Annotated in this window: 20 protein-coding genes and 3 pseudogenes; 11 read left to right on the top strand and 12 right to left on the bottom strand. The window is 59.8% G+C overall.

Annotated elements, in window-relative coordinates:
- The 3 genes from ugpC (at position 1) to ppk2 (ending at position 3,843) form a co-directional block, all read left to right on the top strand.
- Positions 1-1,083 (top strand): sn-glycerol-3-phosphate ABC transporter ATP-binding protein UgpC, encoded by a 1,083-nt coding sequence (gene ugpC, locus C4N04_RS14490; protein ID WP_106796345.1) that lies wholly within the window; start codon positions 1-3, stop codon positions 1,081-1,083.
- Positions 1,084-1,167: 84 nt separating this feature from the next.
- Positions 1,168-2,820, top strand: a complete 1,653-nt coding sequence (locus tag C4N04_RS14485; protein ID WP_106796344.1) for a GMC family oxidoreductase — start codon at positions 1,168-1,170, stop codon at positions 2,818-2,820.
- A 108-nt stretch (positions 2,821-2,928) separates the two neighbouring features.
- Positions 2,929-3,843 carry a polyphosphate kinase 2 gene (ppk2, locus tag C4N04_RS14480; protein ID WP_106796343.1) on the top strand — a complete coding sequence of 305 codons (915 nt, stop codon included), beginning with the start codon at positions 2,929-2,931 and terminating at the stop codon, positions 3,841-3,843.
- A 122-nt stretch (positions 3,844-3,965) separates the two neighbouring features.
- Here ppk2 and C4N04_RS14475 read toward each other — a convergent pair whose 3' ends face one another.
- Positions 3,966-4,841, bottom strand: coding sequence for an aldo/keto reductase family oxidoreductase (locus C4N04_RS14475; protein ID WP_106796342.1), 876 nt, complete (start codon positions 4,839-4,841; stop codon positions 3,966-3,968).
- A gap of 97 nt (positions 4,842-4,938) precedes the next feature.
- Between C4N04_RS14475 and C4N04_RS14470 the strand changes: the two genes are divergently transcribed.
- Positions 4,939-5,850, top strand: a complete 912-nt coding sequence (locus C4N04_RS14470) for a LysR family transcriptional regulator (protein ID WP_106796341.1) — start codon at positions 4,939-4,941, stop codon at positions 5,848-5,850.
- Between the two features lie 15 nt (positions 5,851-5,865).
- Here the strand turns inward: C4N04_RS14470 and C4N04_RS14465 are convergent, their stop codons facing one another.
- The 4 genes from C4N04_RS14465 to rpsU form a co-directional block, all read right to left on the bottom strand.
- The gene (locus tag C4N04_RS14465) at positions 5,866-6,345 is read right to left on the bottom strand and encodes a pyridoxamine 5'-phosphate oxidase family protein (RefSeq protein ID WP_106796340.1); all 480 of its coding nucleotides are present in this window, start codon (positions 6,343-6,345) and stop codon (positions 5,866-5,868) included.
- 61 nt (positions 6,346-6,406) lie between these two features.
- A complete protein-coding gene (locus tag C4N04_RS14460; protein ID WP_106796339.1) occupies positions 6,407-6,982 on the bottom strand; it encodes an alpha-ketoglutarate-dependent dioxygenase AlkB in 576 nt (191 codons plus the stop codon).
- A gap of 7 nt (positions 6,983-6,989) precedes the next feature.
- Entirely contained in the window at positions 6,990-7,184 is a 195-nt protein-coding gene (locus C4N04_RS14455; protein WP_106796338.1) for a hypothetical protein, read from the bottom strand.
- A gap of 23 nt (positions 7,185-7,207) precedes the next feature.
- Complete coding sequence (gene rpsU, locus C4N04_RS14450; protein ID WP_077994409.1) at positions 7,208-7,441, bottom strand: 30S ribosomal protein S21; 234 nt, start codon at positions 7,439-7,441, stop codon at positions 7,208-7,210.
- A 648-nt stretch (positions 7,442-8,089) separates the two neighbouring features.
- Here rpsU and C4N04_RS14445 point away from each other — a divergent pair.
- The gene (locus tag C4N04_RS14445; RefSeq protein WP_106796337.1) at positions 8,090-8,806 is read left to right on the top strand and encodes an Ig-like domain-containing protein; all 717 of its coding nucleotides are present in this window, start codon (positions 8,090-8,092) and stop codon (positions 8,804-8,806) included.
- 171 nt (positions 8,807-8,977) lie between these two features.
- Here C4N04_RS14445 and C4N04_RS14440 read toward each other — a convergent pair.
- Positions 8,978-9,291 (bottom strand): annotated as a pseudogene (locus C4N04_RS14440) (DDE-type integrase/transposase/recombinase); the annotation flags it as partial.
- Positions 9,292-9,522: 231 nt separating this feature from the next.
- Between C4N04_RS14440 and C4N04_RS14435 the strand changes: the two are divergent.
- Both C4N04_RS14435 and C4N04_RS14430 read left to right on the top strand, forming a co-directional pair.
- The gene (locus C4N04_RS14435; protein WP_096763920.1) at positions 9,523-10,311 is read left to right on the top strand and encodes an alpha/beta hydrolase; all 789 of its coding nucleotides are present in this window, start codon (positions 9,523-9,525) and stop codon (positions 10,309-10,311) included.
- A gap of 31 nt (positions 10,312-10,342) precedes the next feature.
- On the top strand, positions 10,343-11,509 hold the full coding sequence (locus C4N04_RS14430; RefSeq protein ID WP_106796336.1) for a PAS domain-containing sensor histidine kinase: 1,167 nt from the start codon (positions 10,343-10,345) through the stop codon (positions 11,507-11,509).
- A 215-nt stretch (positions 11,510-11,724) separates the two neighbouring features.
- On the opposite strand, the gene catE is transcribed toward C4N04_RS14430, so the two are convergent.
- From catE to C4N04_RS14410, 4 genes and pseudogenes are all read right to left on the bottom strand, one after another.
- Positions 11,725-13,872 carry a catalase C gene (gene catE / locus C4N04_RS14425; RefSeq protein ID WP_106796335.1) on the bottom strand — a complete coding sequence of 716 codons (2,148 nt, stop codon included), beginning with the start codon at positions 13,870-13,872 and terminating at the stop codon, positions 11,725-11,727.
- Positions 13,873-13,961: 89 nt separating this feature from the next.
- Entirely contained in the window at positions 13,962-14,468 is a 507-nt protein-coding gene (locus tag C4N04_RS14420; protein ID WP_096763922.1) for a ferritin-like domain-containing protein, read from the bottom strand.
- A 424-nt stretch (positions 14,469-14,892) separates the two neighbouring features.
- Positions 14,893-16,797 carry an AI-2E family transporter gene (locus C4N04_RS14415; protein WP_245425572.1) on the bottom strand — a complete coding sequence of 635 codons (1,905 nt, stop codon included), beginning with the start codon at positions 16,795-16,797 and terminating at the stop codon, positions 14,893-14,895.
- A gap of 427 nt (positions 16,798-17,224) precedes the next feature.
- Positions 17,225-17,897, bottom strand: a pseudogene (locus C4N04_RS14410) (IS6 family transposase).
- Positions 17,898-18,030: 133 nt separating this feature from the next.
- Between C4N04_RS14410 and C4N04_RS32150 the strand changes: the two are divergent.
- On the top strand, positions 18,031-18,219 hold the full coding sequence (locus tag C4N04_RS32150) for a hypothetical protein (RefSeq protein WP_096763924.1): 189 nt from the start codon (positions 18,031-18,033) through the stop codon (positions 18,217-18,219).
- Positions 18,220-18,558: 339 nt separating this feature from the next.
- On the opposite strand, the gene C4N04_RS31580 is transcribed toward C4N04_RS32150, so the two are convergent.
- Positions 18,559-19,053 (bottom strand): hypothetical protein, encoded by a 495-nt coding sequence (locus C4N04_RS31580; RefSeq protein ID WP_158775556.1) that lies wholly within the window; start codon positions 19,051-19,053, stop codon positions 18,559-18,561.
- 50 nt (positions 19,054-19,103) lie between these two features.
- On the opposite strand from C4N04_RS31580, the pseudogene C4N04_RS14395 reads away from it, so the two are divergent.
- Positions 19,104-19,618 (top strand): annotated as a pseudogene (locus C4N04_RS14395) (sensor histidine kinase); the annotation flags it as partial.
- Positions 19,619-19,635: 17 nt separating this feature from the next.
- On the opposite strand, the gene C4N04_RS14390 reads toward C4N04_RS14395, so the two are convergent.
- Positions 19,636-20,274 (bottom strand): TetR/AcrR family transcriptional regulator, encoded by a 639-nt coding sequence (locus C4N04_RS14390; RefSeq protein WP_064685073.1) that lies wholly within the window; start codon positions 20,272-20,274, stop codon positions 19,636-19,638.
- Between the two features lie 279 nt (positions 20,275-20,553).
- On the opposite strand from C4N04_RS14390, the gene C4N04_RS14385 reads away from it, so the two are divergent.
- Positions 20,554-21,117 (top strand): TRAP transporter small permease, encoded by a 564-nt coding sequence (locus tag C4N04_RS14385; RefSeq protein ID WP_106796332.1) that lies wholly within the window; start codon positions 20,554-20,556, stop codon positions 21,115-21,117.
- A gap of 10 nt (positions 21,118-21,127) precedes the next feature.
- Positions 21,128-22,408 carry a TRAP transporter large permease subunit gene (locus C4N04_RS14380; protein WP_097606139.1) on the top strand — a complete coding sequence of 427 codons (1,281 nt, stop codon included), beginning with the start codon at positions 21,128-21,130 and terminating at the stop codon, positions 22,406-22,408.
- The last annotated feature ends 10 nt before the right edge of the window (positions 22,409-22,418 follow it).

Genomic DNA, 22,418 nt, shown 5'->3' with positions numbered 1-22,418 from the left:
ATGCAATCCGCCGTCTCCATCAAGGATCTTAAGATCGCCTATGGCCACCATACGGTGATCGAGAAAATGTCGATCGATATTGCCCCGCAGGAATTCCTGGTGCTGCTCGGCCCTTCCGGCTGCGGCAAGTCCACGCTGCTGAACGCCATTGCCGGCCTTCAGGACATTACATCAGGCGAGATCTGGATATCCGGTCGGAACGTCAGCTGGGAGGAGCCCAAGGACCGTGGCATCGGCATGGTCTTCCAGTCTTATGCGCTCTACCCGCGCATGTCGGTCCGCAAGAACCTTTCCTTCGGGCTTCGCGTCGCCGGCCTGCCGAAAGCCGAGATCGAGGCCCGTGTCGCCCGCACCGCCGCTCTCCTTCACCTCGACACGCTGCTCGACCGGCGGCCGGCCGAGCTTTCCGGCGGCCAACGCCAGCGCGTCGCCATCGGCCGGGCGCTCGTGCGCGAAGTGGATGTCTTCCTTTTCGATGAACCGCTTTCGAACCTCGACGCCAAGCTGCGCAACGAATTGCGCGTCGAGATCAAGAAGCTGCATCAGCGCCTCGGCAACACGATGATCTACGTGACCCACGATCAAGTCGAGGCCCTCACCCTTGCCGACCGCATCGCCATCATGCGCGACGGCGTCATCCAGCAGCTTGCCTCGCCGGCTGATATCTATCGCCGCCCGGCCAACCTCTTCGTCGCCGGTTTCATCGGCGCGCCGGCGATGAACTTCGTCGAGGGCCGGATCGAGCGCGGCGACAGCGCGCCGGTGTTTCGGAGCAAGGGGCTCGCCGTCGATCTCTCCGGTTATTCCTTTCAAGCAGCTGTGGCGGAAGGACCGGCAACGCTCGGCTTTCGCCCTGAGCATCTCGTGCTCGACGGGGCGGCAGCCGGCCTGCCCACCATTCCCGGCCGCGTTTCCGTCGTCGAGCCGATGGGATCCGATGCGGTCGTCTGGTTCGATTGGGCCGATCAAAGCCTCTCCCTCAGGCTGATGGGTGACGTCACCCTGCAGCCGGGCGACGCCGTGGCTCCCGGGCTCGATATCGCCAAGGCGTCGCTCTTCGGCGCCGACGGATCGCGGCTCTGATGGGCCGTCCCTTTGTTTTCTCGCAATTGCCGAAGCGCTCTGCGCCGTTTTGAGCAATCGCTTCAGGACAGGAATTGGAAAGACATGTCTGAGATCGTCTATGATGCGCTGGTGATCGGCTCCGGCGCGGCGGGTTCCGTCGCGGTCAAAGAACTGACGGCGCAAGGACTGTCGGTGCTGTTGCTCGAAGCCGGCCCCGCCGTCGGGCCTGCGGATTTCGACCCGGCGCGCAAGAAGGCGCCGGCGAGCAGCATCAATATCTGGGAGCGCGCCCGCGCCACGATCAAGGGCCAGCCGATCCAGGCGCGCGCGGCCTTTTTCACCGAGCGCTTCAGCCACTTCTTCGTCAACGACCGCAAGAACCCCTATACGACGCCGAAGGGCGAGCCCTTTCTCTGGATCCGCGGCCGCCAGGGCGGCGGGCGTCTGCACAGTTTCGGCCGCGTGCTGCTGCGCTGGACGGATGACGATTTCAAGATCCGGTCGCGCACGGGAAAGGGCGTCGACTGGCCGGTCTCCTATGACGAGCTCATGCCTTTCTACGACGAAGTGGAGACCTATCTCGGGCTCTACGGCAACAAGGACGATGTGCCCACCCTGCCGGACGGCATCTACGCAAAACCGGCAAGCCTGACGCCCGCCGAACAGATCTTCAAGCAAGCGGTTGAAAGCCGCTGGCCGGAGAGGCGAGTCGTCTCCTGGCGCTACATTGCGCCGGATGCCGAACGCATGCCGCGCCCGCTCAGGGACGCCAGGGCCACTGGCCGGCTGACGATCCGCTACGACGCCGTCGTTCGCCGCATCACCACCGACGAGACCACCGGCCGCGCCACCGGCGCGGAATTCATCGATCGCAATACGGGGGAGATATCGACCGCCCGCGCCGCGACGGTGGTGCTGTCGGCCTCGCCGATCGAGAGCGTGCGGCTGCTCTTGAATTCCGCGTCGGCCCGCCATCCTGACGGGCTCGGCAACAGCTCTGGCGCGCTCGGCCGCTATTTCATGGATCAACTGCCCTGCCTCGCCTTCGGGTCCTTTTCGAAGGCGAAGGGCTGGGCGTCGGACGAATCCGCTCCGGCCGACCCGTTCTACAACCCGTCGGGCGGGATCTTCATCCCCCGCTTCGGCGAGGGCGATGCCGCCCGCGGCGATTTCGATTACCAGGGCAGCGTCGGCCGGGCACCTGTTTCCGGCGACACCGATGCGCGTCTCGCCTTCTTCGGCTTCGGCCGCATGCTGCCCTATGCCGACAATCGCATCACCCTGGATGTCAGGCGCAAGGACGCCTGGAACATTCCCGTGCCGCATATTCGCTGCGTCATGCAGGCGGAGGAGCAGGCGCTGCTTCGCCGGCAGGAGGAGACGCTGATCGCCATGGTGAGCGAAGTCGGCGGCGCGCTCGAATTCATCGGCTCTCCGACCGGCCTTAGGGAGATGGGCAAGGGTGCCTTCCCCGATGCCGATGCCTTCAGCCGCTTCATGTTCCGTACATGGTTCCGCAAGACGATGTGCATGGGCGCGGCGATCCATGAAACCGGTGGTGCGCGCATGGGCGAAAGCCCGGAGGCGTCGGTGCTTAACCCCTACAACCAGGTCTGGGATACGCCGAACCTCATTGTTACCGACGCCAGCGCCTTCCCCGGCAGCGGCATCGCCGGCACGACGCTCACCGTCATGGCCCTGACACTCCGTGCCTGCCGCAACCTTGTCGACCGGTATCGGGCGGGGCAGTTGTAAGGGGCGCTTGGAACGACAGACGCGGGTAACCGTTTCAGTTCGATCAGTGGTCGTCATATAAGCTTCGCACTGACATGCTCCTGTCAACAAAAGCAGGAAGGAAACCCCATGTCTCAATCACATCAGGACCAGCTCAACCGGATGAAGGCCGAAATCGCCGACAGCTTCGATGAGGAGCTGGAAATGCAGATGGAGGAGGACCGGCTGGACGATCTGGTCGCCGAGGGAATGTCAGAACCGGCCGAGCAGACGCTCGAGCGAAAGATCTATTTCCGCGAACTCTTCCGGCTGCAGCACGAGCTGGTGCGGCTGCAGGATTGGGTCCAGCACAAGAAACTGAAAGTGGTGGTGCTTTTCGAGGGCAGGGATTCAGCCGGCAAGGGCGGCGCGATCAAGCGCGTCACCCAGAGACTCAATCCGCGCGTCTGCCGCACCGTCGCACTGCCGGCCCCGACCGAGCGGGAGCGCCATCAATGGTATTTTCAGCGTTACGTTCCGCACCTTCCCACAGCCGGCGAGATCGTGCTCTTCGACCGCAGCTGGTACAACCGTGCCGGCGTCGAGCGGGTGATGGGGTTCTGCACCCCCGATGAACTCGAGGAGTTCTTCCGCTCGGTGCCGGAATTCGAACGAATGCTGGTCCGCTCCGGCATCGTGCTGATCAAATACTGGTTCTCGATCACCGACGAGGAGCAGGAATTCCGCTTCAAGATGCGCATCCACGATCCGCTGAAGCAGTGGAAGCTTTCACCGATGGATATGGAAAGCCGTGTCCATTGGGAGGAATATACCAAGGCCAAGGAAGAAATGCTGGCGCGCACGCACACCAAGGAAGCGCCTTGGTGGGTGGTGCAGGCCGTAGACAAAAAACGGGCCCGACTGAACTGCATCGCCCATCTTCTCGACCAGATCCCTTACGAGGATGTTCCTAAACCGGAAATCGAGTTGCCGGATCGCATCCGCCATGCCGATTACAACAGGGCGCCTGTTCCGCCTGAAATGCAAGTGCCGGAGCGCTATTGAAGGCATGGCGCGACAGGTCGGCTGACGCAGCAGAAAGTCCAGGGACCCGATGGCCCTGGATTTCCTGTTATAATAGGCCAAGCGCAGCACGTGTGCCGGCCGCCGGCACGCTTCACATGCCGTCAGGCAGCGATATCGGCCATCCGGTTCAATTCCTCGATGGCTTCATCCGGCAGCACGAGCCCGGCGGCCGCGAGGTTCTCCCTAAGATGGCCGACGGAGGAGGTGCCGGGGATCAGCAGGATGTTGGGCGCGCGACGCAGCAGCCAGGCGAGTGCCACCTGCATGGGTGTCGCATCGAGGCGTGCGGCGACATTGGAGAGCGCCGAGGACTGCAGCGGCGTAAAGCCCCCGAGCGGGAAGAAGGGCACATAGGCGGTGCCCTCGCGGGCGAGTTCGTCGATCAGGCGATCGTCTGCCCGATGTGCCAGATTGTACTGATTCTGCACGCAGACGATCTCGGTGATTCCGCGCCCTTCGGCGATCTGCTTCGATGTGGCATTGCTTAAGCCCACGTGGCGAACCAAGCCCTGTCGTTGGAGATCGGCAAGCACCGTCAGCGGCGCTTCTATCGACCCTTCGGCCGGGCCATGCACGTCGAACATGATCCTGAGGTTGACGACGTCAAGCACGTCAAGACCGAGGTTGCGAAGATTGTCGTGCACTGCCTGCGTCAGCTCATGGCGCGAGAAAGCCGGAATCCAGGATCCGTCCGTGCCGCGCCTGGCGCCGATCTTGGTGACGATGACGAGATCATCGCGATAGGGGTGGAGGGCTTCGCGGATGATCTGGTTGGTGACGTGCGGACCGTAGAAATCGCTGGTGTCGATGTGGTTCACACCGCTGGCGACCGCCTCGCGCAGCACCGCAAGCGCGGCGCCATGATCCCTGGGCGGGCCGAACACGCCTGGCCCGGCGAGCTGCATGGCGCCATAGCCAAGTCGCTTGACGTTGCGGTCGCCGAGATTGAAGCTGCCGGCCTGATCGATAATTGACATGATCTCACTCCTTTCAAGAGATGCCGCCAAGACTACGCCTTGGCGGATCGTGTGAAAACCGGGTACAATCCGTACGAGCCGTGCGGAGTGGCGAACAGTGAAAGCAGATTTGAACGATCTCAATGCCTTTGTCGCCGTGGCGCGAGCCGGAGGTTTTCGCGAGGCGGCGCGGGCCAGCGGCAGCAGCGCCTCCTTCTTGAGCGAGGCGGTGCGTCGCCTCGAGGCTGAGCTCGGGGTCAGACTGCTCAACCGCACCACGCGAAGCGTCGTTCCAACCGAAGCGGGCAAAGGCCTGCTGGAACGGCTTGGCCCTGCTTTGACGGAGGTGGAGGCCGCGCTCGATGTAGTCAACCGATTTCGCGACAGGCCAGCCGGTTCGCTGCGGCTCAATGTGCCGGTCAGTGCGGCGCGCCTCGTGCTGCCAGCTATCGTTCCGCCATTCCTCGCCGCCTATCCCGATATTCGCCTCGAGATCGTCGCCGAGGAGAGTTTCGTCGACGTGCTTGCTGCCGGATGCGATGCCGGCATCCGCTATGACGAGCGGCTGGAGCAGGATATGATCGCGATTCCGATCGGGCCGCGCCAGCAGCGCTTTGCCACTGCCGCATCCCCCGACTATCTCGACCGTCATGGCCGGCCGCAACATCCGAGCGAACTTCTCGATCATGCCTGCCTGCTGGGCCGTTTTGACAGCGGTGCGCTGACGACGCCCTGGGAATATGAGCGGGACGGCGAAGTGGTGCGGGTCGAACCATCAGGACCACTGATCGTCAAAGTCGGCGGGGCGACCGATCTGTCTGTCGACGCCGCCATAGCGGGCACGGGCGTGATCAGCATTTTCGAAGACTGGCTGCGCCCGTATTTTGACAATGGTGTTCTCGAGCCGATTCTCGAACCCTGGTGGCAGCGCTTTTCCGGGCCGTTTCTCTATTATCCCGGACGGCGCCTGGTGCCCGCACCGCTCCGCGCCTTCATCGATTTCGTCAAGGCGTCAGCTAACCCGGCTTGAACGAAGTTGCCGGCGTTAGAGATTGACCGCGACGTTATCGCCCATGTCCGGTTTGCTGTTGGAGACCGCTGCGGCCGCCATTTTGATGTAGCTGATGATTGTGCCCGGGCTGTCCCAATATTCGGCCGAAGACGGGGTAATCTTGAGAATACGGATGGAAGGGTCGTCAGGGTTGTCCCACCATGCCTTTGCCGGCGTCGCCCATAATTCCCGGATCTTCTCGCGATCGTTCTGCACCTCGGCCGTTCCCGATACGGAGACATATTTCTGTCCCTTGCTGTCGGCGAAGGCGAGGCACACGTTGGGCCAGCGGGCGATCTCATCGTCCTTGTGGCTGGCGAGATCGGTTAGAAAATAGACCGCATTCTCAAGCTGTGCGCTATAGGCTGACATCGGTCGGGCGCGCAGGTCGTCGCCGTTGCGGGTCGTCAGCATGCAGAAGCCGATCCTGTCGATCAACTCCCACACGCGCGTCACATCGTCATGCTCGACCATTATTACCTCCATCTGTGCAAAAGACGGAGTAACCATCTGCTGACGTCGATGTTCCCGCGACTTACCGAGCCAACTCCCGGAAGGTAACCGAATAGCGCAGACGGTCGACGGGCGGGATGGAATGTTCCCAGAGCTTTCTTGACGCGCCGGCCAGAAGATAGGCTGAGCCGGGATCAAGCACGAGCGATTGCCTTTGCCATTTGTCGCCATTCCGACGTCTCAGCCTGAAGGTGCAGGACGAAAGCAGGGAAATGCCAATGACACGGCCGAACACCAATTTGTCCCTGTGCCAGCCGATCGGAGCCCCGGGTGCGTATTCGGTCACGAGAGCATGCTCGAGCGCCTCCGCCTCTATTCCCGCGAAACCTGCCGCGATCTCACGAATAGGTAGCAGCAATGACGGTATCGGCTCTATTTTCCTGATGCTCTGACTGTCGAAGTCATATTTCCAGCCGAAGGAAACCGTCCTGCGCTTGCCTTCGAACCCATGGAAGTCGAAGGCTTTGAACGGCAGGGCGGGTACCGCTTCGAGAATGGAGCGCTGCAGATCCGGGGGAACGACATCCGGCGAATATCGGAATCCCTCCGGAAAGCGGTCGCCGGCCTGCCCAAAGAGATCCTCCTGCCCCGTCACCATTCGTTCCTCAATGCACGCTTGGAGTTCCCGTGACCGTTGCGAAGTCTTCTGCGACCAGTTCACTAACGGCTATCAGGATTTCCTCCCGTGAAAAGCCCGATGTCAGCGCACGCTGGATCAGGTCCTGCAGATCCGGCTCGACCACATCACGGCAATCCTCGAGGCGTTCTTCTGAAACGACAAGACTATTCAATTCGTCCATTGTCTATCCTTTCGGGAAAGCTATCAACGCGCTGCCGTCTGCTTACGCCCGGCCAGCAGTCCTTCCCGCTGCATCTTCTTGCGTGCGGCCTTGCGCTGCCGGCTGATCGCCTGGGCCTTTTCTCTGACGCGGCGTTCGGACGGCTTCTCATAGGCGCGCCGTTCCTTCATTTCGCGGAACAGCCCTTCGCGCTGCATTTTCTTCTTCAACGCCCTCAGGGCTTGATCGATGTTGTTGTCTCTGACGAGTACCTGCATTCGCATTCTCCTTGTCTGGCTCCTTGTCTGGATGGCAGGCCGCTCCTCCGTCAGCCGCGTTTATCAGGCAATCAGGCCTGCATTCATGGCGGCTAAGAAGGGAAATCCCTTCACGCTCCAGCAGTTTGGGACAGGATCGCGACCCCTGCGCCGGCCGATCAACGACCGCAACCGCAGTCGCCATGTCGTGGTTCAAAGAAATCCTCTGACGGCTGCCGGCTAAATCAGCTTGCTGCTGGGATTGCCCATGGCCCGCCCGGATGGCGCAGCCGCCGATCCTGTTGCGTTCATTCACGTGTCGGCACCGCTTGGGTGTCCGGTCAGATCGACTGCGGCCACAAGGTAGGTGCCGGCGTCACGGATTGCAATGGTGTGCAGCCGGCATAGAAGCAGCGTCAGAAGAGCGCCGCCGCAGCATAGTCACGAGGGAGGTTCTTTCAAGTTTACCGGGTGTAAATTGGTCCAAATTGCTTCAAATTTGATTGAAGGAGGTAACGTATTGGTCGCTTCTTAAGCGTCAACGCACGTTATGGATGAATGTTAACCTTGCGTTAAATACCCCATTGACTTGCATTGTTAATAAGTTGTTAAAGAAGCCGCTCGCAAAGGTCAAAATGACCCACTGAAAAACAATTTTAGGAGAAACTAATGGCTTCCCTGATTCACGCAACTGATGATAGTGCAACTTTTGCAGAAACCGACGTAATTTCCGGAAATCTTCTGTCCAACGATTCCTCCGACAACGGCAACCTATTCCTGCGCGCCTTCGACCAGCAGACGGTCGGCGCCAAGCGGGCCGGTCAGATCACCGAAATCCAGGGCGACTACGGCACGTTCTTCGTCAAGGCCGACGGCAGCTACACTTATGTGCTGAGCGATGCTGCCAAGATCGGTTTCGCCAACGGTGAGACGCTGGTCGAAAAGGTTTCCTACAAGATCTCCGACGGCGCCGGTCACACCGACATGGGCCTGTTCACCCTGAACATTCAGGGCGTGACCCAGATCAAGCCGGTCGCGGTCGATGACACCTACGACTTCACCGAAGGCCAGCCCATCGGAGGCAACGTTCTGGACAACGACATTGCTGGCGACAACGGCAAGATGTTCCTGCGCGAGTTCCTGAGCACCAAGGTAGGCGCCGCTGCCGACGCCGTAACCGACGTTGCCGGCACGTATGGCATGTTCCATGTCAAGTCGGACGGCACGTTCACCTACGACCTGACGGCCGATCTGGATGCAGGCGTGACCTACACGGAAGTTCTCCGCTACTACAAGATCTCCGACGGCGAAGGCCATACGGACACTGCCAAGGTAACGCTCAATATCCTCGGCACGGACGCTCATCCCGACGGCGTCGGTGTTTAATCTGAAGCATCAATGAGACAAGACGCCCGCCGCACGATCGGCGGGCGTTTTCGCATCCGCGTTCCTCATATATCCTTCTTGGAGAGGGCGTTGTCACGTTGTTTGAGGACGCATGAAGCGCTTCTCTTGAACTCAGACAGTTGCTGCGGTCACTGCTTTCCGCTGCGCCCGAACGTAGCCGTCTTGGTCAACGGCGCGCCAAAGCCAATGTTTCCGGCCGCCGATGGACACCACCACCTCGTCCAAATGCCAGATATACTTTTGCGACGGCTTCTTTCTACGCAACTGCTTGGCATAAGCCGCCCCGCCGGCCCCATCGCCGGATCGTTTCGTAAGATCCGACAATGCCCCGCTCCAACAGCATTTCCTTCGACCAGCCGCAGGCTCATGGAAACTGGAAGTACAGCCACACCGCATGGGTGATGATTTGCGGTGGAAAGCGGTGGTTCTTGTAGCTGATCGTCGGCGAGCTCATCCTCGCCCATTATCCCTCAACCGTTAAGCTGCAGACAACGTCACATCGGTTCCACGTGGTATGAACAGGCGACCGCATGCTGATTCCGGTGCTTCGCATTATCATTCTACCTTGGGGATACGGACAGACCACCGAGTTTCGGCCAAAGGGTTAAGGCACTCGACGCTGCCGATAATGTTCCTATGTTCCACTGCGTGTGGTGGCAGGAAGCCCACGCGCTTGTACCCAAGTCGGAGGGATTATGTCGGTCATCGCAAGGAACAATGTCACCGTGCGGGGTGAAGGACGGCGTGCCATGGTCTTTGCTCACGGCTTCGGCTGCGACCAGAACATGTGGCGGCATGTCACGCCGGCCTTTGAACAGGACTACAAGGTCGTCCTCTTCGACCATGTCGGGTGCGGCAAGTCCGACCTCGGCGCCTATGAGAATGCCAAGTATTCCAGCCTTGCAGGCTACGCGGCTGATATCGTCCAGATAGGTCAGGCACTGGATATCACAGGTGGCGTATTCGTTGCACATTCCGTCAGCGCGATGATCGGCATTCTCGCCTCAATCGACGCACCTGATCTGTTCAGCGAGCTTGTCCTGATTGGACCATCGCCCCGCTATATCAACGAAGAAGGATATGAGGGTGGCTTCACGCGGGAACAGATTGAGGAGCTGCTTGAGTTCCTGGACGATAATCACATGGGATGGTCTGCCGCCATGGGCCCCGTAATCATGGGCAACCCTGATCGCCCCGAGCTCAGCGAAGAGCTTGTGAACAGTTTTTGCCGTACCGACCCGGATATTGCCAAGGCGTTTGCGCGCGTCACCTTTCTGTCCGACAATAGAGCGGACCTTCCACGCTGCCAGGCACGGGCGCTTGTGATCCAAAGCAAGCAGGATGTCATCGCCCAGCAGGGGGTGGGGGAGTATGTGCGGGACCATCTGCCGAACGGGGAAATGATCGTGATCAACGCAACAGGGCATTGTCCGAACTTGAGCGCGCCTGCTCAGGTTATTTCCGCGATCAAAGCCTTTGTGTAAGGCTGGGCCTCAAGGAGGGCTGGAGGGCACCATGGAGGATCTGGACGACCTCTACGAGAATGCCCCGTGTGGCTACGTCTCCCTCGCAGCTGACGGCGTGATCGTAAAAGTCAATCGAACGCTTGCAGGATGGTTGGGTACGCAGAGTTTTGAGCTCCTCGGCAAGCGGTTTTACGATCTGCTGAACGTGCCGGGCAAGATTTTCTACGAGACACACTTTGCTCCTTTGTTGCGAATGCAGGGGTACTTCAATGAAGTCGCACTGGACCTCGTCGGTCCGGACGGGCGGAAGCTGCCTGTTCTGGCCAATGCGGCCGAACGCCGATCGAGCGACGGAGGTGTTCAGTTTACGCGCATAACCCTGTTTCAGGCGGCGGATCGACGGCGATACGAGCGCGACCTGGTGGACGCGAAGAACGCCGCCGACCGAGCCCGCCGAGAGCTCGCGGACCTGAACAGAACTCTGGAAGAGCGTATCGATGCAGGTATTGCCGAGCGGCTCCAGCTTGAGCAAGGGCTGCTTGCGGAAAAGGAGGTGGCTCGCTTAAGGGAGCAGTTTGTCGCAATCCTGGGCCATGATCTGCGCAATCCGCTCGCGTCGATTTCAGGAGGGCTCAACATTCTGTCGCGGGAACCTCAGACCGACAAGGCACGGCGCGTTCTGACGATGATGAGCCAAAGTACCGAGCGCATGTCCAGCCTGATCCGGGACATGCTCGACCTTGCGCGCTGCAGAGCTGGGCAAGGCATCGCTATCAATCCGAACCCGACCGACTTGCGGGCCGTGCTTGAGCAGGTTGTCCACGAATTACATACCGCACATCCCGGCCGAGACATCCAGAGCTCGCTTGATATCGGGATCGAGGTACGTTGTGACGGCGGCCGGGTCGCTCAGCTGGTATCCAACCTGCTGGGTAACGCATTGGCGCATGGGGCCCCCGACCGGCCGGTGACGGTCGTCGCGGCATCGGCCCTGAATGAAATCCTGATAACGGTTGCGAATGAGGGCAAACCGATCCCCAAGCACGTAAAGGACCACCTGTTCGAGCCCTTCTTCCGGGTCACAAGCTCTGCGGAGAAGCAGGGGCTTGGCCTTGGTCTGTTCATCTCATACGAGATTGCTCGAAGCCATGGCGGTAGGCTTGAGGTCCACTCCGACGACAACCATACCGCATTCCTGTTTCGGATGCCGGTTTAACAGCGGCAGCAGAAAATTTGCGCGACAAAGGCGGGAACGACTCGAGGGTGGCACGGATACCGTGCCCCGCATTGCGCTAGCGCCGTTAAAATAGCTGGCATTGTTCGCCCAGCCGCGGGCACAGCTTACACATCAGTTCTCGGCCTCCCACTCCGTATTCGCGGGCTTGGACGTTGTTGAGGTGCGCGGCGTCTCCGCGCCCCTCAATCTGTCGATCATGCAGATGGTAAGGTCGCCTTGCCGAGTTTCACGGAAGGCTCGCGACCCCAGACGCGCAGCTTGCCAAGCTCCGCCACGAAAGTGGAAAGGCCTTCCTCGCCTGACAGGGCAAGGACACCCTCATCGAGCGCATTGGCGACGCCGGCCTTTTCCAGGAGAGGCAGTGCCGACTGGTCGTAGCCGATGAATTTGCAATGCTGGAAGGCGTCGGCGACAAAGTCGCGCGCGGCAGCTTCGTTGACAAGGTCACCCATTGCTGCCGGAGAGGTCAACAACGCAACCGCATCAAAGAGGACCGATGGACCACCGTCGATCATATGGTGGGCCTCGATCCAGGTACCATCGGAGGCCGTCACGCCACCGACCTTTGGTGCTATCAGCTCGCATACGGCTTTTTCTTTAGCGATCGCCGTGGTCAGACCGTTCAAAAGCGATGCGTCCACACCGTCGGTGATCAAAATGCCCAGCTTGCGCCCTTCGAATCGCTTGGGGCCGCGCTCAACGATGCTGAGGGCCGGCGAAGGCTCGAGATCCTGACGGGTCGGCATCGCCGCATCCGCAGGCTTCGGCATGGATTGGAAGCCGAGCTTCTGGGCAACGGTTGTTGCCAACGTCTCGTCGATGTTGAGGAGATGAGCCACCATGCGTTCACGGATGACCGGCATCTCAACCTTGCTGAGTTCGAATGTCAGGGCCATGGCGATGTGCCGCTGTTCCGGCGGCGTCTGGCTGATATAGAATTGCCGTGCCTGGCTATAGTGATCGGCAAAGCTTTCGGGACGAAGCCGGACCTTCGGACCCCGTTCCTCAGACGCGAAGTGCCGAAAGCCTTGGACCGGCGACTCCCGCGGCCCCCCGTTGCGCGAATTCGGTTGGTAATTGGTTCGACCGACCGGGTTGCGCATTGCCATGTGGCCGTCCTGCTGGAAGTTGTGGAACGGACACTTCGGGGCGTTGATCGGCAGATGGGTGAAGTTCGGACCACCGAGGCGCTTCAGCTGCGTGTCGAGATAAGAGAAGTTGCGGCCCTGCAGCAGCGGATCGTTGCTGAAGTCGATCCCCGGCGGCACGTTCTGGGTCATGAACGCCACCTGCTCGGTTTCCGCGAAGAAGTTGTCGGGCATTTTGTTGAGAACAAGGCGGCCGATCGGCTGGACCGGCAAAATTTCCTCGGGAATGATCTTGGTCGGATCGAGCACGTCGAAATCGAAGCTGTCGGCGAACTCCTGGTCGAAGAGCTGGACGCACAGTTCCCATTCCGGAAAGTTGCCTGACTGGATCGACTGCCAGAGGTCACGGCGATGGAAATCCGGATCGGCGCCGTTGATCTTGACCGCCTCGTTCCAGGCCACCGACTGAAGACCCAGCTTCGGTTTCCAGTGAAACTTGACGAAAGTTGATTCGTCCTTGGCATTCACGAACCGGAAGGTATGCACGCCGAAGCCTTCCATGAAGCGGAAGGAGCGGGGGATCGTGCGGTCCGACATGATCCACATGACCATGTGCATGCTTTCCGGTGTCAGGCTGATAAAGTCCCAGAAATTGTCATGGGCGGTCTGCGCTTGTGGGAAAGCCCGGTCCGGCTCCTGCTTGGCGGCATGAATAATGTCGGGAAACTTGACGGCGTCCTGGATGAAGAATACCGGAATGTTGTTGCCGACGAGATCCCAGTTGCCCTCCTGCGTATAAAGCTTGACGGCGAAGCCGCGAACGTCGCGCGCGAGATCGGCGGAGCCCTTGTTGCCGGCGACGGTGGAAAAGCGGACGAAGGCCGGTGTCTTCTCGCCGTGCCGCTGGAAGAGGTCGGCTCGCGTATAGCTCGCTAAAGATTCATATGTTTCGAAGAACCCGTGGGCTCCATAGCCGCGGGCATGGACGACGCGCTCGGGAATCCGTTCGTGGTCGAAGTGGAAGATCTTCTCTCGGAAGTGAAAATCGTCGATGAGGGCAGGACCACGGGCGCCGAGACGCAGCGTGTTCTGATCGTCGACGACAGGTCCGCCCTGAGCGGTCGTCAGGAGGGGTTGACCGTCCTCCGCGAACTGATGGAGTTCGCCGCCTTGACCTCGATGGAGCGTCTGGTCGTGGATTGTGGCCGTCGCCAGTTTAGGGCTTGCTTTGGAAGCCGTCGTCTTCTTGGCCATGGGGAGTCCTCCGTAACGTCTGTTGGGGGAAGGCATGCTCAAATGAAAAAGCCGCCTTCAAAAGGCGGCCTGATTAGGAGGACCAAGGCTTAGCTGGCCTTCTTCTGCGAGCCCTTGGGATTTGCCGAGGCTTCACCGAGCGCTGTCAGCTTCTGGTCGGTGGCAATCTCTTCCTGAAGGTTTGCATCCAGCAGCGGGATCGCGTCGTTGAGGCCCAGCTGCCTTGCCCAGGATTTCAGGGTGCCGTAGCGGGCGATCTCGTAGTGCTCGACGGACTGCGCCGAGGAGATGAGACCGGCGTCGAGCGCTGCGGTTCCCTTGTATTCTTCCATGATCTCTTCGCCTTCAGCGATAATCCCCTGGATGGCTTCGCAGGTCTTACCGCGGGCAGGCTTTCCGAGAAGCTCGAACACCTGTTCTAGGCGTTGGATCTGGCCTTGAGTTTCATCGCGGTGCTGCAGGAAACCGGCCTTGCCTTCTTCCGCTTGCGCCGCGCGCGCCATCTTGGGCAGAGCTTTCAGGATTTGCTTTTCGGCAAAATAGATGTCTTTGAGAGTGTCGAGGAAGAGGTCATCGAGTGTTTTTTCCATAGCCATGGGCGAATCCGATTACCGTTTCGAGTGTGGGGACCAGACTAACTCTTGAAGTTGGTCGAAGTTCCTTGAGGGCCACAGCGCTGGCGCCCCTGCGATCCCCCAGTTAGCCGCTCCTCATAACCTCTTGATTTGCATCCCATATAACGATCTCTCCTGACGAAGCCTCCCTCAAAGTGCGTTGCGGTAATCAGCCCACCATTGCCGGTCGACCTCATTAATCATCACTTCGAGAACGACGATCTGGTCTTGCTCGACGACAGCGCTATTGGCGACCTCCACAGAATCAGGCAGCGACTTAAACACTGCGGAGGACAATGAGATCGTTTTCTAGAACGTGACGGCTGCGAGTCTTCCACCGGTGAATGTGCTATTCTTATGATTAGCTTGTTCTCACCGGCCGCTTGACGCCGCCAGGAGGTTCCCGCTAAATCCCGGACTGCGCGGCGGTCATGCCTGTCTTTTTCGAGGATCGCCTGGTACGAATCTTGCGCGCGGGGGTCACCAATGATGCTGGTGCATCGGCGCGTGCCTCGCAGGCAGCTGAGGTCAAGGTCGTGGCAACGAAATCCGCCTCCCGAGGCGTAGGCGGTTGCCGTTCCTCCTGGTTTTCCACCCAAAGGACCGCGCCGACGCGAATGGCCGGGTATATGCGCTTGAACCGACGAATAAGTATGCTGGCGTGCCGTGCCGAGTCCTCGTTGAGGAAGCAAACCACGATGGCGTTCGATTGTTTCGGAACGAGGCTCATGGCGCGCCGATTGGGGATGTCAGAATGCCTCGCTGCGACCACCTCGGCTCCCTGTACCTGAAGAACCTGGGCGAGCATCGCAGCCGACGCGTCGTCGAGCGGACCCCTGCCTCCGATGCAGAAGACGGTCTTGCCACGTCCGTCAGGGAGTTCGCTTTCATTTTCATTGCCTTCTTTCGGCAGGGTGCTGGGCCGACCTGCCGATGATTCCTTCTCCTTCTGTTCTTCCTCTTCCTCTTCTTCTTGTTCTTCTTCCTGCGCGATTTCCGCAAGGTTCGAGACCAGCGTGATGGCGGTCCCGAACACCTGTTCCATCTGCTCCGCGGTCAACACGCCTCGACGCCTATCTTTCTCCGCCAGTAGAAGGGCGGGAATGGCAACCTTGCCGTAGTAGTCCTCGAGATAATCCTCCTCAAGGAATTCCTCAGCGTAATCGGTCGCCTCGTCCGGATCGCCGGCAAGGAGCCGCTGGTACAGCCGCTCCTTGGGATCGAGCACCGGGTCACTACCAAAAACCACCTCAAGGAACTCGAACTGCGGGACGTACCGCCCCAGGACTGCAAGACACACCGTCAATGGCGTGGACAGGACAAGACCGACTGGGCCCCACAGCCATGCCCAAAAAATCGCCGCGACGATGATTGCCAGCGGAGAGAGTCCGGTACGAGAACCATAGAGCCAGGGCTCGATGACATTGTTGCTGGTCAATTCCAGCACGACGAAAATGGCCGCAACCCAGAGAACAAGGCTCCAGCCAGGGTCGACTGCAAAGGCCAGGAACAGCGGCAGAACTCTCGCGATGACAGGGCCGATATAGGGGACAAATCGAAGGACGATGGCCAGCATCCCCCAGAGCGCTGGATTTGGTATGCCGACCGCCCACAGTCCGAGCGCCAATGGAACGCCGTAAGCGCAGTTCACCACCAACTGCATAAGAAGATACCGCGCGACGCGGCTTCCCGCCTCCTGGATGGCTTCTGTTGTGCGATGCAGATCGCCATAGCCAACGAGCCGAATAAAGCGATCGCGAAGCTCTTCCCGCTCTAACAGCATGAATATTACGACGACGATGATCAAACCCAATGAGGCGATGGGGCCAAGCAGAGGACCAATCAGGCTAGTAAGCGTTTCAATTGGTCTGCTCGGCGCGAATATTTCGACGAGCACGGGCTCTCTTGGTCTTGATGCGTTACCGGGAGCAACTGGGCGCTCCTCCGCATTGCTGAGCTCACGACCGACGCTTTCAACGACGGATGTCAGGCGCCGCACAATACCGCTGTCCGTTCCACTTTCCTGGAGAGACCGGATTTTTGCAATGATGTTGCCCTGGTAGGCCGGAAGGTTCTGGGCGACTTCGGCAATGTGTCCCGCTACGACAAGCCCGAACAGGACGAGGACAAGAAAAGCGAGCACGACAGTGATGATGACCGCCGGAATACGAGGCAGGCCAAGCTTTCGAAGACGAGAGGAAATGGGAGCCAAGGCGAACGTCAACAGGACTGCGATTGCTAGAGGAAGAAGTACTTCCTTGCCGAAATACAGAATAGCAATAACAGCGAGGACACTCGCGAAGGCAGGCATGCGTGAAGGGGAGGATGGCGAGGTCGAATAGACGCGACGGGGGCCGAGGTCATTTTCCAATTCCGCCTCCGTGATCTTTGGCGTTACTCGAAGACATCGATGCACCGGTCGCTCTCGCCAAGTCTTTGCAATTAGGGCGCAGTGTGGCCTCGGCAATGGTTGCGACGTACCTCACTTGACTGCCTTTATGCCGTCGTGTGCGGAGGTGACCGCACGGGCAAAGAGGACGTACAGCAAAAAGCCGCAACAAATGTCACGACGAGCACTGCCGGTTTCCTTCACGATAGTTGACCCCGTCTAGGTTTGCTCCTTGGCCATGGGGGAAATGTGTGCGAGCGAGCTGCCGAGAGGGCATTGTCACGTTGCTTGACTGAGGACGCATGAAGCGCTTCCCTTGAACTCAGACAGCTGCAGCGGTCACAGCTTTTCACTGCGCCATTGCGCGAATTCGATGAATGTGGGGGTCCAGGGCTGAGCGTTTACGGTGCGGGGCGAAAAGATTCTGCCTGCGGAGAAGACCGAGATGAAACGTTGCAAGCCTTCGACAAATCGGAAACCCTGCATCACCCGCTCTCGTTTTCGGAGCGGCAGATGGGAATTTTCCGCACGATTGTTCACGCCTTTGTGTGAGCGATGTTCGACGCCCGGGCATTCGATCGCGCCTTGCTGCTCCATATGAGCGCGCAGTTTGTCGCTGACGATGCGCTTCGGCGACAGGCCCTTCTTCTTCAGCGGCCTGACCAGCAATCGCTTGGCAGCCTTGGTATCGCGGCGGGCCTGGACGATCTCGTCGAGAACGTAGCCGTCTTGGTCAACCGCGCGCTAAAGCCAATGTTTCCGGCCGCCGATGGACACCACCACCTCGTCCAAATGCCAGATATACTTTTGCGACGGCTTCTTTCTACGCAACTGCTTGGCATAAGCCGCCCCGCCGGCCCCATCGCCGGATCGTTTCGTAAGATCCGACAATGCCCCGCTCCAACAGCATTTCCTTCGACCAGCCGCAGGCTCAATGGAAACCGGAAGTACAGCCACACCGCATGGGCGATGATTTGCGGTGGAAAGCGGTAGTTCTTGTAGCTGATCGGCGGCGAGCTCATTCCTGCTTGATTATCGCCAACCTTAAGCCACTGACAACGTGACATCGCCTTAGATATAGTTGCTCGTAATCCTTTTTAGCTAGTTCTTATAAAATCCTCGGGGGCGTAGTCTTGATGCTCGGAGGACACGCCGTTGACTGAACACATCGAACCCAGGCAAATCGAAACGGACGATCTGATGAAAGTCTGGTCCGTCACGGAATTCTGCGCTCGTCACTATATAGATGCCGAGGAACAAGCGATGCTGCTCAAGCTTTTCGGGCCCTTCGCGACAGCCTGCGAGCTGCTGCACAATGCCAGACGTGCACAGCGATTCCGATAGTGTCCTTCTTAATTCCTTCGCCCTTGCGTGCGGAACACGAGCGGCGCCGACATACGCCCTGACCTAGGTCCTGACCTTGCGTTTACGGGCGGCTGCTTAATGTGGCAGCGTCCTCTGCGCGTCTGAACGGACGCGCGGCGCTTAGGGCAATTTCCTGAATTGCTCCTCGCTTTTTGCACAAAATCTGCAATCCGGCGCGCCATCTTCCTGCCATGAGCAAGAACAGCAACCCGCCCCGTCCCGCACCCTTCGCTTTACCGGATCGCCTCCGTAATGACGGCTGGTGGCTGACGGACGGGTCTCAAAACGCGCCTGCCGCCGCGAGATCGGACACGAGGCTCATCGTGATCTCAACCCGGCCTTTGCAAGAGAGTAGCAATGGATACAGCCGATATTTTGACAGAGCCGATGCCGATCAAACGCGGCGGTGGCCGTCCCGTGGCCCTGCTTGCGCTGGTGGCGCTTGCGGATTTTCTGATCTTTGGCCGGGCGCTGGGGATAAACCTCTTCCTTTTTGCGCTCGCCGTCTGCGTCGGCATTCTGTTTTCGGCCAGGAAGAGGCCTCAGTTTCCGATGGCGGCTTTCCTGCTCGGTTTTTTGGTCCTGGCGTCGGCGCCCCTTGTGGAAATTCCCTCGCTCACGGGCCTTGCCCTTTGTTTCGGCGCACTGACGTGGATTGCTCTCGTCAGCGCCAGGCTGATGCCTCGCCGCCTTACCGCTCTGCCTCTGGTGTTCTTCCGCTTCGCTCTCGTCATTCCCTTGCGGCTTGGCGAGAGTATCCGGAAATATCTTGCGACGCCGGCCAAACGGTTTTCTTTTGCTGTGATCCGACAAGGCGCTGGCCTCTGGATCATGCCGGTCATTCTCGCAGCGATCTTCGTATCTCTCTTTTCGCGGACGTCGTCCGGCTCGACGCATTATTGCAAAGCGGCTGCGGGAACTGGCGCAGGCGGAAACGCCTGTGAGCGAGGGCGGAAGCAGTGTCGCCGGCATCATAACGTCACTGCGCGGACGTTTTCCCGCCCTTGATGTTTCGGCGGCCGGAGATGCGGAAACATCGATCGCGCTCCCGCACGAAGCAGCCGTCATTGTCTTTGCCAACCTCGCCGAAAACGCCTTACAGCACGGCGCCACGCTGTTGGAGTTCGTCATCTCGGCCGACGACCGCAAAGCCGTCTTTCTCGTCCGGGACGACGGCGGCGGTATTTCCGCGGCAAATCGCGAGCGCATCTTTCAACCGTTCTTCTCGACCCGCCGCGAACAGGGCGGCACCGGCATGGGCCTCGGTACTATCCGCGCCATGCTGAGTTCTCATGGTGGCACGATCCACCTTCGGCCGACGGTCGGCACCGGCGCCGAGTTCGAAATCACCCTGCCCGTGCCATCGCTGCGCAGTTGAGGTGGAGCCTCCTGCCCTCAGCTTTTCAGATAGCTGACGACGGCGTCGGCAATCATGCCGCGATGGCGTTCGATGGTATCGCCGTCCGAGAGATTGCGCCTGAAGATCGTCCCGAACGTATAACGGTTGGACACGCGGAAGAAGCAGAAAGCGCTGATCATCATATGGATGTCGATCGGGTCGGCCTTGCGCCGGAAGATGCCCTGGTCGAAGCCGCGCTCCAATATGCCGGCGATGGTTTCAATGACCGAAACGTTGAGATCGCGGATCGCCTCCGAACGAAGCATATGTGCGGCGTGATGGATGTTCTCGATGCTGACTAGGCGGACAAAATCGGGATTGGCCTCGTCGTGGTCGAAGGTCGTCGAGATCAGCGTCCGCAGCGCCTCTTCCGGTTCAAGGTCGGAGAGATGCAGATCGGATTCCAGCGAGCGGATCTTGCGGTAGGACTGTTCCAGGACGGCAAGGTAGAGCCCCTCCTTGCTGCCGAAATAATAATAGATCATCCGTTTCGAGGTACGCGTCTTCTCGGCAATCGAGTCAACGCGGGCGCCGGCGAGCCCATGGGTCGAGAATTCTTCGGTCGCAACGAGGAGAATGTCCTCCTTCGTCTGCTGTGGATCGTTCTTCCGGCCGTTTTCGCCCCGTTCCGCCATGGACCTCGTTACCGCGCTTTCTAATCTATTGTTTTATATTTCGAATTTCGGTCTTCGGCTTTGGTGGAAGCATGCGTTTCTGTTTCCGATGCCCGTCAGTCTTATTCACGTTGGCGACATGTTTCAATAGATGCTGCTTGACATACGAACTAGTTAGTACATTTTGGAAGGGCGAACAGTGGAGGAATTGATCGCGACGGCAATATTTCGGTCACGACGCGCTCTGGCGGGTCTGACGACGGTCGGCCAACAGGGCAAGGCCACGCTTGGGAGGAGCGAATGATCCGTATCATCGATTTCTATTTCTTCGCGCTGAAGGTGACGATCGCGCTCCTGCTGGCAGCTATGGTCGTGCTGGTTTTCGGCAATGTCGTGCTCCGTTACGCCTTCAACCAGGGCATCACCTCTTCGGAAGAACTCTCGCGCATCTTTTTCGTGTGGCTGACCTTCCTCGGCGCCGTCGTCACGATGCGCGAGCACGCGCATCTCGGCGTCGATTCCCTGATCACCCGCCTCCCCAAGCCCGTCGCCAAACTCGCCGTGCTTCTCGGTTATGGCATGATGCTCGCCGCCACCTGGCTGATGATCAGCGGCAGCTGGACGCAGACGCTGATCAATCTTCATGTGTCGGCTCCGGCAACCGGTATTTCGATGGGTGTCTTCTACGGCGCCGGACTTGCCTTCGGTGTGCCGGCCTTTTTCATCCTTCTGTGGGACGCCTTCGCGATCGTCACCGACCGCATCGATGTGACGACGGAAGCGCTCGTGCGCGACAGCGAGGAAGAGGCTGCGCTCGAAGATCCCGCCCACACGGCTTTTCCCGTGCTGAAGCCGAAGCACTGAGGAGGCCGTCATGACCGTCACCATTTTCCTCGGCGCACTTCTCGGCCCCATGGCGCTCGGCGTGCCGATTGCCTTTGCCCTCATCATAACAGGCGTGGCGCTGATGATGTATCTCGGCATGTTCGACGCGCAGATCGTCGCGCAGAATGTGCTGAACGGCGCCGACAGCTTCCCGCTGATGGCCGTGCCCTTCTTCCTTCTCGCCGGCGAGGTGATGAATACCGGCGGCCTTTCGCGCCGTATCGTCAATCTCGCCATGGCCATGGTCGGCCATATCAGAGGCGGCCTCGGCTTCGTCGCGATCTTCGCGGCCTGCGTATTATCCAGCCTTTCGGGATCGGCTGTCGCCGATGCCGCCGCCCTTGGCGCCCTGCTCTTCCCGATGATGCTGAAATCGGGACATGATCCGGCTCGCGCCGGCGGCCTGCTCGCCTCGGCCTCGATCATCGGTCCGATCATCCCGCCCTCGATCGGCTTCATCCTTTACGGCGTCATCGGCGGAGTTTCGATTACCAAGCTGTTCCTGGCCGGCATTGTTCCCGGCCTGCTGATCGCGGCTGCCCTCTGCGTCACCTGGCTGATCGTCGCCCGCAAGGAACAGTTCGCCCTGCCGCCGAAACAGAGCAGCGCCGTGCGGATGAAGGCCTTCGTGGAAAGCATCTGGGCGCTGATGCTGCCCGTCATCATCATCGTCGGCCTGAAATTCGGCGTGTTCACGCCGACCGAAGCCGGTGTCGTCGCGGCGGTCTATTCGCTGTTCGTGTCGATGGTCGTCTATCGCGAGCTGCCGCCGTCGCGGCTGTTCGAGGTCTTCGTCGCTGCCGCGAAGATCACCTCGGTGGTGATGTTCCTGGTGGCCTGCGCCGCCGTCTCGGCCTGGCTGATCACCGTCGCCGATGTGCCGGGCGAGCTTGCAAGCCTCGTCGAGCCGCTGATGGACAATCAGACGCTGCTGCTGCTTGCCATCATGGTGCTCATCGTCGTCGTCGGCACCGCCATGGACATGACGCCGACGATTCTGGTGATGACGCCGGTGCTGATGCCGATCATCAAGCAGGCGGGCATCGACCCGGTCTATTTCGGCGTGCTGTTCATCATCAACAATTCGATCGGGCTGATCACGCCGCCGGTCGGCACGGTGCTCAACGTCATTTGCGGCGTTTCGAAGCTTTCGATGGAGGATCTGATGAAGGGCGTCATTCCCTTCATGATCGCCGAGCTGATCGTTCTGCTTCTGCTCGTCCTTTTCCCTGCGCTGGTGACCGCTCCGGTCGCCTGGTTCGGACACTGATGTCGCCGAT

The organism is Rhizobium sp. H4, assembly GCF_003013335.1.
In the GTDB taxonomy this organism is placed as follows: domain Bacteria; phylum Pseudomonadota; class Alphaproteobacteria; order Rhizobiales; family Rhizobiaceae; genus Rhizobium; species Rhizobium sophoriradicis.
Note: the sequence above shows the minus strand (reverse complement) of the source record. Positions and strands in the feature narration are given on the sequence as shown.